This window comes from Agromyces sp. Y182, assembly GCF_059445385.1.
This window is the reverse complement of the sequence record NZ_JCAIUF010000001.1, coordinates 2,701,168-2,717,898: the sequence shown is the minus strand read 5'-3', so window position 1 is coordinate 2,717,898 and position 16,731 is coordinate 2,701,168. Positions and strand designations below refer to the sequence as shown.

Genomic DNA, 16,731 nt, shown 5'->3' with positions numbered 1-16,731 from the left:
GCAGCTCATGGCATCGTCGCCGGATCGCGCGCGCGACATCCGCGAGCTTATCGGCCTTCGGAGGGGTGCTCGCGCGGCCGGCGGCCCGCCGACGTCGGAACTCGGGAGGGGATCGCGCGATCGGGACGAGCGCCGACCCGAGTTCCGCCCCCCGATCGGCCGATCGCCTCCCAAGCGGTGGCGGAGCCGCCTATGGGGCCGCGCGCCGCCGGTGGCGCTCGGGCTCGGCGATCTCCGAGGCGGTGCCGAACCGGCGGCGATGCCAGAACCCGATCGCCTCGATGAGCACGCACGCGATCGGCACCACGATCGCCACGTCGATGAGCGTGTCGAGGGGCAGCGGCACGAACTCGAGGAACGCCACAGCGATCGGCACGGTGAGCACGAGCACGAGCCCCACGACCATGGCGGCGAGCACACCAACCTTGATCCAGGTGAACGGCCGCGAGAGCACCGCGAGGATCCAGAGGCCGATGAGCGCGAGCGTGACCGTGCACGCGGTGCGCACGATCTGCTCGTCGAATCCGAGCGCCCGGGCGTGACCCGAGACGACGGCGATCGAGAGGGCGACGAGCCCCGCCGGGATGGCGAACGACAGCGAGCGCCGCAGGAACCCCGGCACGTAGCGTCGCGCATTGGGCAGCAGCGCGAGCAGGAACGCCGGGATGCCGATCGTCAGCCCGTCGGTGACGGAGAGCTGCCTGGGCAGGAATGGGAACGGCCAGAGCAGCACGCCGAAGAGTACCGCCATCGCGATCGCGTACGCGGTCTTGGAGAGGAAGAGCATCGAGACGCGCTCGATGTTCGCGATCACCCGGCGCCCCTCGGCCACGACCCCCGGCATGTGGGAGAAGCGACTGTCGAGCAGCACGATGCGGGCGACCGCCTTCGTCGCGGCCGAACCCGACTCCATCGCGATGCCGATGTCGGCCTCCTTGATCGCGAGCGCGTCGTTGACCCCGTCGCCGGTCATCGCGACCGTGTGCCCCCGCGCCCGGAGCGCGCGGACCATCGCCCGCTTCTGCACCGGTGTGACGCGTCCGAACACGAGGTGCGTGTCGAGCACCTCGCCGAGTTCGTCGAGCTCCTCCGGCAGCTCGCGGGCGTCGAACCCCGCGCCCGCGTCGAGGCCGACCTCACGGGCGACCGCCGCGACCGTGCGCGGGTTGTCACCCGAGATGATGCGCACGGCCACGCCCTCTTGCTCGAAGTAGCGGAGGGTCGAGGCGGCGTCGTCGCGCACGGCCTCACGGAAGGTCAGCAGGGCGACCGGCGCCAACCCATCGGGAAGGCGCGCGGCGGCGGCATCCGCTTCGCCGAGCGAGACGGGGCTGTGGGCGAGCAGCAGGGTGCGCCGCCCCGATTCGGCGAGCTCGCCGGCGCGTTCGAGGGCAACGGATGCCGCGGCATCCGTCACCGCCGCATCGCGCAACACGAACTCGGGGGCGCCGAGCACCCACGTGCCGGGCGCACCCGCAGTCTCATCGAACGCGACCGCGCTCCACTTGCGCGCAGAGGAGAACTCGATGCGCTCCGCCGGCTCGATCGGCGCCTCGAGCGCGAACTCGTCGCGAAGACTCTTGGCCGTCGCGTTCGCGTCGGACTCGGCACCGTTCCAGGCGAGGGCGAGCCGCCACCCCTCGGGCGGGGCATCGCCGAGCGGATGCACGCCGTCGAACCGCACCTCGCCGCTCGTCAGCGTGCCCGTCTTGTCGAGGCAGATGAGATCGACCCGGGCGAGCCCTTCGACGGCCGGCAGTTCCTGCACGAGCACGTTGTGCGAACCGAGCTTCACGGCCCCGACGGCGAAGGCGATGCTCGTCATGAGCACGAGTCCGAGCGGAATCATCGCGATGACGGCGGCGACGGATGCCACGGCCGCTTCGTGCCACTGCCCCGTCTCGATCGCGTGACGCCAACCGCCTGCGGCCACCATATTGGCGTTCACGACGAGGAGCATGATCGGGAAGATCGCCCACGTGATCCACTTCAGGATGCGGTCGATCGAACTGCGGAGCTCGGAGCTCACGAGGGAGAACCGCTTCGCCTCGGACGTGAGCCTGGCTGCGAACGCGGCATCGCCGACTTCGGTGACGACCGCGCGACCATGCCCACCGATGACGATCGAACCCGAGAACACGCGGTCGCCCGGCTCCTTGTCGATCGCCTCGGACTCGCCCGTGAGCAGCGACTCGTCGACCACGAGTCGCACCCCGTCGACGAGCAGGGCGTCGGCCGTGACCTGGTCGCCCGAGCGGAGGACGAGCACGTCGTCCTCGACGACGCCGCGCACGTCGATCTCGGCCTCCACGCCGTCGCGCACGACGCGGGCACGCGGGGCATGGAGCAGGGCGAGCTTGTCGAGCGCGCGTTTGGCGCGGTACTCCTGCACGACGCCGATGGCGGCGTTCGCGATCGCGGCGATGCCGAAGAGGGCGTCCTGCCATCGCCCGAGGATCAGGAGAAGGAGGAAGCCCGTGACCACGATGCCGTTGAAGAGGGTGAAGACGTTGGCTCGGAGGATGCTCCAGATGCTGCGGCTCGAGGCGTCGTTCGAGATGTTCACCCGGCCGTCGCGCACGCGGGCCTCGACCTCGGCGGCGGTGAGGCCGCGATCGGGTTCGGTCACGGCCCGTTGCACCGCGAGCTGTTCATCGCTCAAGACGCCCCCGTTCGAACCGCCTTCGTTCAGCCTGCTCGGCTCCGCTCGGCCCTGCTCGACCCCGTTCGAGTCTGACACAGCGCTCGCACCCGGAGTGAGGGAGGCGTCGCATCGCAGATTGTGTAACAATATGCCATGCGATTCGTGACCGCCGTGCTGCTCGCGGCCGTCTGCTTCGGCACCACGGGCACTGCACAGGCCCTCGGTCCCGAGGCGAGCGCGACCTCGGTCGGCGCAGCGCGGATCCTGATCGGCGGCGGCGCCCTCGGGCTCATCGCCGTGATCCTCCACTTCGCCGGGCGTCGGCGCGATGCGGCCGGGACACCCGCCGCACCGGCGCCCGGCGGGGCCACGCGGCATCCGCTGCCCGTCTGGCTCGTCATCGTCATCGGCGCCGCCGCCGTAGTCGCCTACCAGCCCGCGTTCTTCGCCGGCACCGCGGCGAACGGGGTGGCCGTCGGCACCGTGGTCGCCCTCGGCTCGGCTCCCGTGCTGACCGGCGCGCTCGACTGGGCGCTGCACCGGCGCTACCCCGGCCACCGATGGGCGGTCGCGACCGCGATCGCGACCCTCGGCGTCGGCGTCCTCGCCGCAGCGACCGGCGGCGACGCGGCGGGTGCCTCAGGCGCGTTGGGTGCAACAGGCGCCTCGGGTGCTTCAGGTGCCGACCCACTCGGCCTCGCCGCGTCGCTCGGGGCAGGCGCCTCGTACGCGGTCTACACCCTCGCCGCGAAAGCCCTGCTCGACCGCGGATGGAGCGGCACGTCGAGCATGGGGGCACTCTTCGGCGTCGCGGCCGTCTTCAGCCTTCCGCTTCTTGCTGCGACGGATGCCTCGTGGCTCGCCACCGGCCCCGGATTCGCCATGGCGCTCTGGCTGGGGCTCGTCTCGACGACCCTCGCCTACCTGCTCTTCGGGTACGGGCTCGGCGGGCTCGCCCCTGCGACGGTGTCGACGCTGACGCTCGCGGAGCCGCTGACCGCAGCCATCCTCGGCGTCGCGCTCCTCGGCGAGACGCTCACGACCGGGGCACTGCTCGGGCTCCTCGTGCTCGCCGCCGGCATCGTCGTGCTCGCCACCGCCGGCGGCCGCCGCACGCCGCACGCCGCGGCGGCGTGAGCTCGCGAGGGGGCGGGCCGCGACCGGGCGGCCACGACGGCCGCGACACGTGGTTTCGACGACGGAAACCGGATCTCGGATGTCGGCGGCCAGCGCTAGCTTCCATGCATGGACGTCATTCTCATCCCCGGATTCTGGCTCGACGCATCATCGTGGCAGCAGGTGACCCCGATCCTCGAAGAGGCCGGCCACCGCGTGCACCCGTTGACCCTTCCCGGTCTCGAGTCGGCCGATGCCGACCGATCGGGCATCGGCCTGCTCACCCACATCGACGCCGTCGCCGCCATCGTCGACACGTTCGACGACCAGGTGGTGATCGTCGGCCATTCCGGCGGCGGCGCGATCGCGCACGGCGTGGCAGACGCCCGCCCCGACCGCATCGCCCGGGTCGTCTACGTCGACGCCGGCCCCCTCGCCGATGGCGACGTGATCAACGACGAGTTCCCGACCGAGGGCGCCGACCTGCCGTTGCCGCCGTGGGAGGCATTCGGCGACGAAGACCTCGTCGACCTCGACGATGAACTGCGCGCAGCATTCCGCGCCCGGGCCATCCCCGAGCCCGCCGCAGTCGCCACCGATGCGATCGTCCTCAGCGACGAGCGACGCTACGACGTACCGGTCACCATCATCGCGAGCGAGTTCCCGAGCAAGCTCCTCGGCGAGTGGATCGCCGCGGGCTCGCCGTATACGCGCGAGCTCGCGAAGATCAAGAACGTGAGCTACCTCGATGTGCCGACCGGCCACTGGCCGCAGTTCACGAAGCCGGTGCAGCTCGGTCAGGCGATCGTCGCGGCGATCGGCTGACTCGAGCGCCGCGCCTGATCCGGGGTTCGCATCACCGCGCGAGGACCCGGAACGAGGCGCCGCAAGGCCGTCGCCGACGCGGTGAATGCCCCCCCGTTTTGGGTAAGGTGACAACGCGAGCGGGCGAGTAGCGTCATGGGCAACATCCTCCCGAATGGATGCGCCACCCGACCGGCTCACCGACGTTCGTTCAGTCTCGAGTCGCCCGATGCCCGGGACCACCCCGGCATCACACCCGATTACCCGATCCCGAAGAACGAACAAATGATGCCTGCAACCCGTCGACGTTTCCGTCGACCCCAGATGGGCGCCTTCGCCCTCGCAGAGACCGTGTCACGCCCATGACCGGCCTCCCTTCGCCTGTGGAACCGCCCGCGAGCAACATCGGGCGGTTCCACGGTTCGACCGCCTCGACCGCGACGGAACTCTCCGTCGACGCCCCGTCCTCCGGACTGCAGTGGGCGCGCAGATATCGTGATCGACTGCGCATCACCGATGCGGCGATCGTCGCCGTCGCCATGCTGGCCGCCGTCGCCATGAGGTCGGCCGTCGTCGGTCCGAGCGTCACCGACGACGGGCCGATCGAGCGCATGGGGGTGCCCGCCGTCATCGCGACCGTGTGGTTGCTCGCCCTCGTCGCGTTCCGCACTCGCGACGGACACGTTCTCGGTGTCGGCGCACTCGAGTACAAGCGAGTGCTCAATGCCACGGCGACCACCTTCGGCGTGGCCGCGATCGTCTTCCTCCTCGTGCAGACTCCCGACGCGCGCTGGTACCTGGTCGTCGGGGCTCCGGTCGGAGTCGGTGGACTCCTGGCAGGCAGGTGGTTCTGGCGGAAATGGCTCTTCGCGCAGCGCCGCCACGGCCATTTCCTCTCCCGCGCGATCGTCGTCGGCTCTCGCGCCGACGCCGAGTACGTGGCGAGTCAGATCAGCCGCGACACGGGTGCGGGATTCGTCGTCGTCGGTGCTGCGATCTCGGGTGATGATCGATCCGAGCTCCTGGTCGACGGGGCGACGATTCCCGTCATCGCCGATATCAGCGGAGCGGCCGGCGCCGCTGCCCAGCTTCGGGCGAACTCCGTGATCGTCGCGGGTCAGTACAGCTCCGGAGGAGACGCGATCCGACAGCTCAGCTGGGATCTCGAGGGCACCGCGACGGAACTCGTGTTGTCGTCACGACTCACCGATGTCGCCGGTCCTCGGATCCACTTCCGCCCAGTCGACGGACTTCCCCTCCTGCATGTCGAGATCCCGACGTTCGATGGCTGGCGGCATGCGCTCAAGCGAACCTTCGACATCGCGTTCGCCGGAACCGCCCTGCTGCTGCTCAGCCCCCTGCTCATCGCGGTCGCTCTCCTCGTGAGAGTCGACAGTCCCGGCCCGATCATCTTCAGGCAGCTCCGCTGCGGTCGCGACGGCAACACGTTCGAGATGTTCAAGTTCCGCTCCATGGTGCCGACGGCGGAGCAGGACCTCGCCGCCCTCGTTCAGCAGAACGACGGATCGGGCATCCTGTTCAAACTCCGGTCCGATCCCCGCGTCACGCGTGCGGGCCGGATTCTCCGCAAGTACTCGATCGATGAGCTGCCCCAGTTCTGGAACATCCTCATCGGAGACATGAGCGTCGTCGGACCGAGACCGCCGCTCGTCGCCGAAGCGGAGCGCTACGAAAAGGCGGTCAAGCGTCGTCTCATGATCAAGCCCGGACTCACCGGCCTGTGGCAGGTCGGCGGACGCTCCGACCTCAGCTGGGAGGAGAGCGTGCGGCTCGACCTCTACTACGTCGAGAACTGGTCGCTGATGGGTGATCTCATGCTCATCTGGCGTACGGTGCGAGTCATCCTCCGACCCGTCGGCGCCTACTGACGGAACGAGGGGGCGGCTGGGTCCGCCCGAAGGCTCCGGGGCGACCAGGCCCGGGAGAAGAGGAATGCGACGAGGCTTCCGATGCCCGCACCGACGGCATTGGCGAGGACATCTCTCGGACTCGCGACGCGAGCGGGCAGGAGCGCCTGCACGAGTTCGGCCGACACCGACAGCACCAATGCGAGACCCACTCCGATCCAGAATCGGCGAGTCAGCAGACTCAGCAGGAAGCCGAACGGGATGAAGAAGGCGATGTTCGCTGCGAACTCGACCATGCCGTCGCGCAGCCCGGAGATTCCGAGGTTCTGGTGCATCCAGGTCACGATCTCATTGACGATCGCCCCGAACGAGTGCGGCGTTCGAGGCGACAGCAGCACGACGAGCGCGAACAGCACGTACAAGGCCAGCGCCCAGTACAGCCAAAGGGGACGGTTCCGCTCCACGCTTTCCTCGCATCGACCTCGTCGCGTCGCGCCGCGCCGCGGACACGAGCTGGCATCCGCTGGTCGGCCGCCACCTCAGATTACCCCGGAGCATCCGCACCGAACCGAGACTCCCCCCTCACTGGGGGAGGCGCCCTGGGTTCGGGCGCGGGTAGCTTCTGGACATAGGCAGCGGGATCTGCCGCGACGAGCATGCCGCCCCGTCGATCACACGGCCGCGAACGATGATTCATCAGGAACTCGTTCCACGGAATTCGGATCTCGGCCATCGTTCGATCGACAGGGAGAGCACAGAGTTGGACACCACCCCGTCGCCTTCGGCCGACCCACCGGTCGCAGTCGCAACGAGCGCCCAGATCCACCCCTCCGTCAGCATCGGCGACGGGACGAAGATCTGGCATCTGTCCCAGCTCAGGGAAGATGTCGTCATCGGCTCGGATTGCATCATCGGCCGAAACGTCTACATCGGGCCGGGCGTCGCCGTCGGCAACCGCTGCAAGATCCAGAATTCCGCGTTGATCTACGAGCCCGCCACTCTCGATGACGGGGTCTTCATCGGGCCCGCCGTGGTCTTCACGAACGATGAGTTCCCGAGAGCCGTCAACCCCGATGGGAGTCTCAAGTCGGCCGCTGACTGGGTCGCGATCGGCGTGAGGGTGCGAGAGGGTGCATCGATCGGGGCCGGCGCAGTGTGCATCGCGCCCGTGACGATCGGGGCGTGGTCCCTGATCGCTGCGGGCTCGGTCGTCACGAAGGACGTTCCCCCGCACGCGCTCGTGGCCGGCGTGCCCGCCCGCAGGATCGGGTGGGTCGGGAGGGCGGGAGTACCGCTGGTCGAACAGCTCCACGGCCAGTGGGTGTGCCCGCGCACCGGAGAACACTATGTCGAGCTCGACGGCGGGCTCACGGAAGAGCCTGCGCCCTGATCCATCACACGATGGATGCTTGCCCGGTCGTGCTCGCGCCGAACAGCGAAACTCGCGCGGCGGGATAGCCCGGTGCCCAACCGGCTCGTCTCGACCAGACGGTGGACCACATTCCTCGGCGCCGTCGAACCACGCGTTCGAGCAGTGCACGGAGACCGACCCCTGCAGTGAGCAGCCCGATGCCGAAGCCTGCTCGGGACGGGCTCCAGATGCGACGCAGCAGCGTCGTCTTCCCGGCCATGACCATGCACATCTTCAGTCCGTTGGAGCTGGTCGAGCCTCCGACCGCGTGCACGATGAGGGCCTCGGGCACGATGACCGGACGGAGGCCGCGTCGCGCAGCGCGGATGCTGAACTCCGCGTCCTCCCCGTACAGGAAGAAGGTCTCGTCCATGCCGCCGAGGTCGTCCCACTGTTCGCGGCGCATCAGGAGCAGGCATCCCGTCACGATCGGTACTTCGCGTACGGTGTCGCGCTGCCACCGACCGAGCGATTCCGGATCGAAGAACCGTGATCGCGCGAACGCGGTGGAGAGGCCGAGTGCGAAGCACGTGAGCGACCACAGCGTCGGGGCACCCCAGCAGGAACTCGGTTCGAGCATGCCATCGACCCGCACCGTGCGACCACCGTAGAGCCCGTACTCCGGATGCGTCCGGGCATACTCGAGCAGCCGGTGGAACGACTGCGGCAGAACGACGGTGTCGGGGTTGAGGAGCAACACGTACTCGCCCGCCGATTGCGCGACGCCCCGGTTCACGCCACCCGCGAAGCCGAGATTCGCTCCCGCCTCGTCGACGACGACGACCGGATACCGCTCCCGGATCGCCTGTGCACTGCCGTCGGTCGACCCGTTGTCGACGACGACGATCTCTGTGCCGGCCGGCGAGTGGGCGAGGACGCTCTCGATGCAGGTGAGCGTCTCGTCGCGCGTGTTGAAGCTCACGATGACGACGGACAATCTCATCGGCTGGCCAGCCTCGCGGCCTCCGAAGGCAACGATTCCCCCCACACCGAGCGATCGATGGGAGGCTCCGTCACCGACGGGAGCGGTCGCACGCCGATGACTTTCGCCGGCACTCCGGCCGCGATGCACTGCGGAGGCAGATCCTTCGTCACGACGGCGCCCGCCGCGACGACGGCACCGTCGCCGATCGTCACGCCGGCCAGCACGACGACGTTGCTGCCGAGCCAGACGTCATCGCCGATGACGATGTCCTGCTCGAGCTTGGCCTGGTGCATCACGGGTGTGCCCTGGGTGATGCCGTAGTTCGAAGCGGTGACGGTGACATGCGGCGCGAGCAGGCAGAAGTCGCCGAACGTGATGCGCCCGCTCGTGTTGCCCGCCCAGATGACGTCGGACTCGCCGATGTGCGTGCCACGGCCGATGCGGATCCGCTCGCCGTTGCGAAACGTGGCATTGGGCGCGATGCGCACGCCTGATCCGCAATCGAGCTTGCGCACTTCCTGCACGTGCGAATAGGAGGTCAGGTGCGCGAGCCGCAGCATGTGCAACCAGGTGCGCGGGTCGAGGATCGAGCGCACCGCTCCCGACGTACGGGTCGCGGTCGTCTCCCCACCGTGGCTGCGCGAACGGCGATGCGCTCCAGGGGAGGCATCTGCGTTCGCTGGAGTCGGCAGATCGGTGCTCGCCATACGACGAACGTAGACTCCGGGACCCCGGATCCGCCTCCCCCAGTATGCGGGGGCTGGAGCCGGCGGCGCCCCCTTCGATCGACTCGTCAGGGTCACCCGAAGGCGGGTATCGACCTGGTTTGCGCTCTTTCGTACACTGAACCGGAGGCGACTCGGAGCACTCCACGCGCGCGCACGAGATGACGGGACGAGACCACACGATGACCGCACAGGTGAGCGTCGTGATCCCCGCGCACAATGAAGGCGCATCCATCGCCGAACTCCTGCACCGTCTCGTGGACACCGACCTCGAGGGCAGGCTCGAGATCGTCGTCGTCGCGAACGGATGCACCGACGAGACAACCGCCATCGCCACGGCCTTCGGCCCGCGAGTGAACGTCATCGCTATTGCGGAGGCATCCAAGATCGCCGCATTGAATGCGGGGGATGCCGCGTGCACCGGTTTCCCGCGCGTGTACCTCGATGCCGACATCACCGTCACGGCCGACGCGTTGATCGCCGTCGCCGATGCGCTTTCCGATGAGGGGCCGTTCGTCGGCGCGCCACGGCTCGAGGTCGACCTCCGCGGTGCGAGCAGGGCGGTGCGCTGGTACTACCGCGTCTGGGCGCTCTCCGACTACCGTTTGTCGGCCCTGGTCGGTTCAGGCGTCTACGTTGTTTCAGCGGCCGGACATCGACGGTTCGGACGCTTTCCCGACGTCATCGCCGACGATCTCTTCGTGCGGCGCCACTTCACCCCTGCCGAGCGCATCTCGGTGGCCGAACACAGCTTCACCTTGCGTGCTCCTCGCACCTACGGGTCGTTCCTTCGGAGACAGACCCGGATCGTGGCGGGCAATGATGAACTCGCCGATCGCTTCCCGGAGCTGCGTGAAGGGGGCGCCGGGTCGAGCGTGCGGTCGCTCGGCAGCCGAGTGGTTCGCCGCCCTTCACTGTGGCCGCCGGCGGCGGTCTACCTCGCGACCGGCATCATCGCCCGCCTCCGGGCCGCGCGTGTGCGCGGCCGGTGGGCCTCGCAGTCATGGAATCGCGACGAGTCGAACCGAGTCGTCTCCACCAGCTGACCCCACCACTGGGGGAAGAGGCGCACGCCTTCGCGGCAGTACTGTCGCGGCAGGAGTCGAGGACGGTGGCAGTCCCGTGCACGCCCACGCGATGCACGGCAGCCCTGTCCGCCCGAGATCTCACCCGAACTGGAGCGCCCGTGAACCCATCGAAGATGTCTCGCCCGCGACGTCCTGTTCGCTCCGGGCAACTGGAGCCAGGGTCATGACCGCCTCCGATACTCCCGATCGAACGCTCAGCATGCTCCGTCCGCGCGCCACGGTCGGCGCAGTGACGATCGACCACGTGATCCTGACCCGGTTCAACCTGCCGTCGGTCGGTCCGGAGAGCCTGATCCGAGCCCAGGACGGCTGGCTTCAGAGTCGCGTGAAGTTGTTCGAACGCTTCACCGTGCCGTCCGTCAGACGGCAGACCGTGGCCGGGACATTCACCTGGATCGTGTACTTCGATCCCGAGAGCCCGAGCTGGCTCATCGAGCGTCTCGGTCCGCTGATCGCCGAAGGCGTGTTCGCACCGATCTATCGCGAGCAGTTCACTCATCTCGATGTCGTCGAAGACGCTCGAACCCTGACCGGTGGTCGAGGGGATGTCCTCCTGACCACCAATCTCGACAACGACGACGCGATCGCGGTGGACTTCGTCGAACGGCTGCACGGACTCGTGCGCCCCGGACAACGCACCGCCCTCTATCTGGGTCGCGGAATCATCCTCTCGGGGGATGAGGCGTACCTGCGTCTCGACCGCCAGAACGCGTTCTGCAGCGTGGCGGAACCCTGGGCCGGAGCCGAGTCGGTCTGGCGCGAATGGCACAATCTGCTGCACAAGCACATGCCGATCACCACGGACCGGGGCCGGCCTGCATGGCTGCAACTGGTGCACGGCCGGAACGTGAGCAATCGGGTGCGCGGACGCCGGATCGATCCGGCCTCGTTTCGCGTTGACTTCCCGGGCGTCCTCGACGACGTACCGGCCCCCTCGCGCGGTGAACTGCTTCGTGACGGGCTGCTGCGGGTCCCCGCGCGCGAGGCGCGGGAAACAGTGCGTCGCGTCGGCAAGGCAGTGCTCCTGGGCACGATCGGCAAGGGCGGACTCGACCGAGTGAAAGAGTCTCTGGGCAGGCGCTCGTCTCGCTGACATGCCGTCGCTTCACGAACCCTCCCATCGGCCCGGGAACCAGGACCGAGCGCCTCATCGACCGGTGCGCACCGCCCGTTCGACGCCGACCGGAAAGAAGACCTCGACCCGGTCGGCGGCGGCGGCGAGCACCGCGGCCGGAAGCACCTTCCATTCGTCCTGCTCGGGGACGACGGCCGGACGGCGCAATTGCGAATCGTGAGCGTCGAGAGCGAACTGTTTCGCGGCACCGTGATCATCGACACGCACCACGACGGCGCGTCGGCCGACGACGCGGCCGGCCGCGTCGATGAGGGAGCCCAGTCGGGCGCCTCGGCGCAGGGGCCAACTCCCCCACAACCAGACGGGGTATTCGAGCAGCGCCACTTCGGCTCCCGAAGGCTGCGAACTCGCAGCTCGGCGCGCGGCGCGGCCCACGGCCGCGTGGTCCGGGTGCGGCTCGTCGGCACTGGTGGCGTACAACTCGTCGGGCCTCAACTCGACGAGCAATTCGGCGATGATCTCGACGAGGCGATCCTCGTGCTCGGCCACCGAGCCGTCGTCGAGGTCGATCCAGCGCACCGCAGCATCATCGAGACCGAGACGGGCTGCGGCCTCGCCCATCTCCCGACGTCGCAGCGCACCGAGGTGCTCGGGAGGCAGCGAACGGCTGTGGTGGGAGTGGCGCCCGTCGGTGACCATGACCAGGGTCACCTGTGCACCCCAGGCCACCTTGCGGAGGATGGTCGCCCCGCACCCGAGCGTCTCGTCGTCCGGATGCGGAGCCAGCACCAACGCGCTGCGCTCCTCCGCCACGATGGTGACGTCGCGGGCGCTGCGCGAGATGGCGGTCCGGGCGAGGGCCCGGAGTCGCTCGGTCAGTGTGGGCACGGCGTGACCTGCACTTTCGTTTCAGTCGCCCCGGTGGCAGGGCCCCGATATCGTTGGACAACGGCTCCAGCAGATGTGGAACTCTCATGACAATCCTCGCCGATCGAGCGCGGCGCATCCTTGCGGCCACACGCCACGCGCGCCACGCGAAGTACCGCATACCGCCGCAGATCCGCACGGGTGCGTCGGGCACGGCCCCACCGCACGTCTACTACCTCTCGCCCGATCCACGCGCTCCGAGGGGCGGCGTTCGAGTGTTCTACCGGCACGTCGACCTGCTCAACGAGGCTGGGATCCCAGCGACCATCGTGCACCACCGTGCGGGGTACCGTGCCGACTGGTTCGCGAACGAGACTCGAATCGCCGCGGCATCCGAGGTGTTCGCCGCACCCGACGACGTCCTCGTCGTGCCCGAGTTCTACGGCTCGAACCTGCGCTTGCTGCCGACCGGTCCGAGGATCGCGATATTCAATCAGGGGGCGTACCACACCTTCGACGGCATGACCCCTGAAGAGGCCGCGGTGCTCGCCCGCACGCCGGTCTCCGCACTCCTGACGGTCTCGAACGACAGCCTCGACCTGCTCCAGTACACCTTCCCCGATGTGCCCGTGCACACCGCACGCTCGGTGATCGACGGTTCGCTCTTCCACCCCGCGCCCGGCGAGAGGAGTTCGCGACGCATCGGCTACGCACCCAGCCGCCGCGCTCAGGAGCGCGACCAGCTGTTGAGCATCCTCGAGGTGCGGGGCCGACTCGCCGGTTGGGAGCTCGTGCCCATCTCCGGCATGTCCGAGGAGCAGGTCGCGGCCACGATGCGCACGTGCGCGATCTTCCTCAGCTTCAGCGAGCGGGAGGGCTTCGGCCTGCCTCCGGCCGAAGCGATGGCGAGCGGATGCTTCGTCGTCGGCTATCACGGACGAGGCGGTCGTGAGTTCTTCGATCCCGCATACTGCGGCCCGGTCGCCGACAGCGATCTGCTGGGCTTCGCCCGCGCGGTGGAGAACGCGGTCGTGTCGTACGACGCCGACCCGCGCACGCTCACCGATGCCGGACTGCTCGCCTCTCGCACGATCCTCGAGCGCTACAGCCTCGACGGTCTGCGCAGCGATCTGGTCGCGTTCTACGCGACGCTGGGCTTCGACCGTGCGTCGTGAACCCGACCCTCGGAGCGACATCCATCTCACCGACGACCGACCTGCTCGACACGGGGGCTCGAACGAGCACGCGTCTTCGGTAGTTGCGAGGAGCTGAGCTGAGCGTCGGCACGCCCGATCGTGAGCACGCTTCCGCAGAGTCCTGCGACGAGGAAGAACAGGCCCGCCGATATCGGGAAGGACAACGCGTCGAAGAAGGCGTACAGCACCGCGATCGTGAGCATCGAGGCGGCCAGCATGCGCGACAGACGGAACGTGTCGGGGTGTCCTGAGATACGGCCGGCGTGCAACGCGCTCCCGATGGCGGCCACGGTCATCGCGGCGAAGCCGATGGCACCGAGCACGCCGACTTCGACGAGCAGGAGCACCCACTGATTATCGAAGATGTAGTAGCGGGGCAGGAAGGTTCCGAAGCCGGCGCCGAGCACCGGCGACGCTGCGACGAAATCGGGCACCCGCGCGAGCGCGGCGGTGCGGGACTGCGTGCTCGGATCGTCGGGCGCACCGATGAAGAGGGCGATGATCGTCGTCGCCATGCCCGGGATGAGCAGCGAGACCCCGACGACCGCCACGAACCCGCCGATCGCGATGATCCAGCGGTATCGCTTCGGCAGGCCCGGCAGCGAGGCCACGACGGCGACGACGAGGCCGATGATCGCCGAGCGGGAGACGGCGATCAGGGAGGTCACCATGATGAGCGCCACCGGGAGCCACCAGGCGAGTCGCGTGCGGAGCGAGCCGGGGCGGAGCCCACGTTCGATCGCCGCGAAGATCGCGAGCGGGAGCACCCCTGCGAGCACGATCGCATACTCGAGCGGATGCGTCGCGGTTCCCGTGGCGCGCGCGAACGCCCCTCGCTGGCCGACCCCATCGGAGTCGTAGCTCAGCCCGGGAATGAGCGTGATCCAATCGAGGAAGGTCTGCCGGGTGACGAATTGCGCGAGGCCGAGGGCGGCGAGCAGTCCGGCAGCGACGGCGAGCCCGCGCACGATCCGACCGATGTCGTGCATCGTGCGGATGCCGTCGAGTGTCACCAGCAGTACGCCACCCCATGACGCGAGCCGCACGATGGCGGAGATCGCAGGGCTCACCTGATCGAACGGCTGGCCGCGCAGCATCGCCGCAGCGAAGCTCGCGAGTGCCACGACGACGAAGAAGCCGAACGCCAGCCGAACGGGCTGCCAGGCCGGCCTGATATCGAAGGTACGCGCCTGCAGGCGAGACAGGACCCACCAGGCGAGAAGCAGGATGCCCCAGAGCATCGAGGGCCGGCCGTACGCGCCGAGCGGGCCGAGCGTGACGTTCGACGGAATCGCCAGAAGCAGCACGAGGTAGACGGTCAGCATCGTGGCGGCGTCGACGCCGCGCCACCGGACTACCCCGCGATGCTGCAGTGCCCGGACCGGCTCCGGTGTTTCGGCGCCGAATGGCATCCTCGGCTCACCTGCCGCGGCCTGGAACCGCAGGCACCCGCTCGGCGATCACGTTGCTCGAGTCGTCGTCCTCCAACGAGGAAGCACCGGGGTCCGCGCCCGCTCCAGCGTGGTCTTCACCCATCGAGTCGAGGAACTGTTCGACCTCGTCGTCTTCGGTGCGCTCGACCGACCTGCGCCGCCTGATGCGGCGTTGGCTGAGGCCGTCGACGACCGCGGCGAGGAGGAGCGTGAGCACGACGACACCTGCGCCCGCACCGGCGGCGGCCATGAGACGGCTCTTCTGCTGCAGCGCGCTGTGCTCGTCGACCGTGATCGGCCTCACGGTGATCCGCTCCGCTACGGCGATCGACTCGGCCTCCTGCAGTTCGTCGAGCACGGTCGGCGTTCGATCGACCAGCAGCTCGAGCACTTCCGCCGTCTCCGCATCGTTGCGCGTCGTCACGGTGATCAGGATGACCGGTCCGGAAGTGGATGGATCCCGGGAGACCGAGACCTCTGCTCCCGGAAACTTCTCACCGACCTCCGCCAACACATTCTCCGAGCCGACGGCGCTGACGAGCACGTCGGCGGCTTGAGTGAGCCCGCCGATGTACAGATAGGGATTGCCGCCCTGTTCGGGAAGGCTCCCCGTGCCGGGAAGCAGAAGTTGGGTGGCGGAACGCTCGTAGCCCGGCTGAATCGTGGACCACGCCAGGAAGGCGAGGATGACCGCGACGATGATGCCGGGAAATACGATGTACCAACGTCTCCAGAGGCCGCGTAGGGTGTCGGCGAGGTTCATGCGAATGTGCCTATCGGTTGATGATCGGGCGGGCGTACAAGTCTGGTCCGTGCGCGCTTCAGCCGCGCCGCACGGAGCCGCTCGGCCATGATCGCCGCCCAGCCGCCGACGATCAGAGCGGCCGCGAGCATGGCAGCGACAGCGGCGACCTGGGTCGTGCGAGTCGGCGCGATGTGCTCGATATGCAGGGTGAGCGGTACGACCGAAACCAGGATGCGAGACTCCGGCGTGGCCCCGGCAGACTCCTGCTGGGCTTCGGCGATTCGCAGCACGTCGGCGACCAGGGTCGACTGCATCGCTTCAACCCATTGTTCGGTTCGGCCGACGATCTGGATCTCGATCTCCGCCTTGCCGAAGCTCGTGGCCCACTGTCCACCGGTGTTCGGGAGCCCGACCAGGACTCCCTGGCGGACTCCTGCGCCGTAGAACGGTGCGCCGTCGGCCGCATAGCGCATGGTCGGTCTGCCGTTGTTGATCTCCTGCGCGACGGAGCCCGCGAACGCGATGACGTTCTTGTCCCCGGCTCCGTTGTACGGAGTCAGATTCGTCTTGGCCGGAAACACGAAGGAGACGACGGTTCGCGTGGAGTAGCTGCCGCCGTCATTGGCGAACATCATCGTGAGGAGCCCAGCGGCCACGACCGCGGCGAGCGGGAGATACCAATGACGGAGCATCGTGATCATGAGGTCGCGAAAGGTCACGAGCGCACTCCTCTCCGAGCTCCTCTCGCCAGCGTACCGGGCGAATTCGACTGATCCTCATGACCGCCCCGAACTGGGGGGACCGAGATCAGCCGTGCGCCGGGCCTGCTCCACG

The 16,731-nt window shown here is 68.6% G+C and carries 15 protein-coding genes; 7 read left to right on the top strand and 8 right to left on the bottom strand.

The genetic code is table 11. The features are described from left to right. Positions 1-190: 190 nt before the first annotated feature. Positions 191-2,662, bottom strand: a complete 2,472-nt coding sequence (locus AC1C2R_RS12390; protein WP_495380126.1) for an HAD-IC family P-type ATPase — start codon at positions 2,660-2,662, stop codon at positions 191-193. A 135-nt stretch (positions 2,663-2,797) separates the two neighbouring features. Between AC1C2R_RS12390 and AC1C2R_RS12385 the strand changes: the two genes are divergently transcribed. From AC1C2R_RS12385 to AC1C2R_RS12375, 3 genes are all read left to right on the top strand, one after another. Beyond that, positions 2,798-3,781, top strand: coding sequence for an EamA family transporter (locus AC1C2R_RS12385; protein WP_495380125.1), 984 nt, complete (start codon positions 2,798-2,800; stop codon positions 3,779-3,781). A gap of 108 nt (positions 3,782-3,889) precedes the next feature. After that, the gene (locus AC1C2R_RS12380) at positions 3,890-4,585 is read left to right on the top strand and encodes an alpha/beta fold hydrolase (RefSeq protein WP_495380124.1); all 696 of its coding nucleotides are present in this window, start codon (positions 3,890-3,892) and stop codon (positions 4,583-4,585) included. 341 nt (positions 4,586-4,926) lie between these two features. Further along, positions 4,927-6,453, top strand: a complete 1,527-nt coding sequence (locus AC1C2R_RS12375; RefSeq protein ID WP_495380123.1) for a sugar transferase — start codon at positions 4,927-4,929, stop codon at positions 6,451-6,453. Here AC1C2R_RS12375 and AC1C2R_RS12370 read toward each other — a convergent pair. Beyond that, positions 6,447-6,896 (bottom strand): VanZ family protein, encoded by a 450-nt coding sequence (locus AC1C2R_RS12370; protein WP_495380122.1) that lies wholly within the window; start codon positions 6,894-6,896, stop codon positions 6,447-6,449. The genes AC1C2R_RS12375 and AC1C2R_RS12370 overlap by 7 nt on opposite strands. A gap of 296 nt (positions 6,897-7,192) precedes the next feature. Between AC1C2R_RS12370 and AC1C2R_RS12365 the strand changes: the two genes are divergently transcribed. Continuing rightward, complete coding sequence (locus AC1C2R_RS12365; protein WP_495380121.1) at positions 7,193-7,822, top strand: acyltransferase; 630 nt, start codon at positions 7,193-7,195, stop codon at positions 7,820-7,822. 4 nt (positions 7,823-7,826) lie between these two features. On the opposite strand, the gene AC1C2R_RS12360 is transcribed toward AC1C2R_RS12365, so the two are convergent. Continuing rightward, positions 7,827-8,786, bottom strand: a complete 960-nt coding sequence (locus AC1C2R_RS12360) for a glycosyltransferase family 2 protein (protein WP_495352791.1) — start codon at positions 8,784-8,786, stop codon at positions 7,827-7,829. After that, positions 8,783-9,475, bottom strand: a complete 693-nt coding sequence (locus AC1C2R_RS12355) for an acyltransferase (protein ID WP_495352790.1) — start codon at positions 9,473-9,475, stop codon at positions 8,783-8,785. The genes AC1C2R_RS12360 and AC1C2R_RS12355 overlap by 4 nt, the downstream gene beginning before the upstream one ends. Before the next feature lie 200 nt (positions 9,476-9,675). Here AC1C2R_RS12355 and AC1C2R_RS12350 point away from each other — a divergent pair, with 200 nt between their 5' ends. Both AC1C2R_RS12350 and AC1C2R_RS12345 read left to right on the top strand, forming a co-directional pair. Continuing rightward, complete coding sequence (locus tag AC1C2R_RS12350) at positions 9,676-10,539, top strand: glycosyltransferase family 2 protein (RefSeq protein WP_495380120.1); 864 nt, start codon at positions 9,676-9,678, stop codon at positions 10,537-10,539. A 205-nt stretch (positions 10,540-10,744) separates the two neighbouring features. After that, the gene (locus tag AC1C2R_RS12345) at positions 10,745-11,674 is read left to right on the top strand and encodes a glycosyltransferase (RefSeq protein ID WP_495352788.1); all 930 of its coding nucleotides are present in this window, start codon (positions 10,745-10,747) and stop codon (positions 11,672-11,674) included. Positions 11,675-11,728: 54 nt separating this feature from the next. Here AC1C2R_RS12345 and AC1C2R_RS12340 read toward each other — a convergent pair whose 3' ends face one another. Beyond that, entirely contained in the window at positions 11,729-12,544 is an 816-nt protein-coding gene (locus tag AC1C2R_RS12340; protein WP_495380119.1) for a PIG-L deacetylase family protein, read from the bottom strand. Positions 12,545-12,630: 86 nt separating this feature from the next. Between AC1C2R_RS12340 and AC1C2R_RS12335 the strand changes: the two genes are divergently transcribed. Beyond that, positions 12,631-13,698 (top strand): glycosyltransferase, encoded by a 1,068-nt coding sequence (locus tag AC1C2R_RS12335; protein ID WP_495380118.1) that lies wholly within the window; start codon positions 12,631-12,633, stop codon positions 13,696-13,698. 26 nt (positions 13,699-13,724) lie between these two features. Here AC1C2R_RS12335 and AC1C2R_RS12330 read toward each other — a convergent pair whose 3' ends face one another. Genes AC1C2R_RS12330 through AC1C2R_RS12320 form a run of 3 tightly spaced genes read right to left on the bottom strand, consistent with a single transcriptional unit; the run spans position 13,725 to position 16,616 of the window. Further along, positions 13,725-15,131, bottom strand: coding sequence for an O-antigen ligase family protein (locus tag AC1C2R_RS12330; RefSeq protein WP_495380117.1), 1,407 nt, complete (start codon positions 15,129-15,131; stop codon positions 13,725-13,727). Positions 15,132-15,138: 7 nt separating this feature from the next. Further along, positions 15,139-15,915 carry a YveK family protein gene (locus tag AC1C2R_RS12325; protein ID WP_495352784.1) on the bottom strand — a complete coding sequence of 259 codons (777 nt, stop codon included), beginning with the start codon at positions 15,913-15,915 and terminating at the stop codon, positions 15,139-15,141. Continuing rightward, on the bottom strand, positions 15,912-16,616 hold the full coding sequence (locus tag AC1C2R_RS12320) for a hypothetical protein (protein WP_495352783.1): 705 nt from the start codon (positions 16,614-16,616) through the stop codon (positions 15,912-15,914). Before AC1C2R_RS12320 ends, AC1C2R_RS12325 begins: the two co-directional genes overlap by 4 nt. Positions 16,617-16,731: the final 115 nt, after the last annotated feature.

Excerpts from the sequence above, each read along its gene's own strand:
- AC1C2R_RS12385 (WP_495380125.1), top strand. The coding sequence starts at position 2,798 with ATGCGATTCGTGACCGCCGTGCTGCTCGCGGCCGTCTGCTTCGGCACC.
- AC1C2R_RS12380 (WP_495380124.1), top strand. The coding sequence starts at position 3,890 with ATGGACGTCATTCTCATCCCCGGATTCTGGCTCGACGCATCATCGTGG.
- AC1C2R_RS12375 (WP_495380123.1), top strand. The coding sequence starts at position 4,927 with ATGACCGGCCTCCCTTCGCCTGTGGAACCGCCCGCGAGCAACATCGGG.
- AC1C2R_RS12360 (WP_495352791.1), bottom strand. The coding sequence starts at position 8,786 with ATGAGATTGTCCGTCGTCATCGTGAGCTTCAACACGCGCGACGAGACG.
- AC1C2R_RS12355 (WP_495352790.1), bottom strand. The coding sequence starts at position 9,475 with ATGGCGAGCACCGATCTGCCGACTCCAGCGAACGCAGATGCCTCCCCT.
- AC1C2R_RS12350 (WP_495380120.1), top strand. The coding sequence starts at position 9,676 with ATGACCGCACAGGTGAGCGTCGTGATCCCCGCGCACAATGAAGGCGCA.
- AC1C2R_RS12345 (WP_495352788.1), top strand. The coding sequence starts at position 10,745 with ATGACCGCCTCCGATACTCCCGATCGAACGCTCAGCATGCTCCGTCCG.
- AC1C2R_RS12335 (WP_495380118.1), top strand. The coding sequence starts at position 12,631 with ATGACAATCCTCGCCGATCGAGCGCGGCGCATCCTTGCGGCCACACGC.
- AC1C2R_RS12330 (WP_495380117.1), bottom strand. The coding sequence starts at position 15,131 with ATGCCATTCGGCGCCGAAACACCGGAGCCGGTCCGGGCACTGCAGCAT.
- AC1C2R_RS12325 (WP_495352784.1), bottom strand. The coding sequence starts at position 15,915 with ATGAACCTCGCCGACACCCTACGCGGCCTCTGGAGACGTTGGTACATC.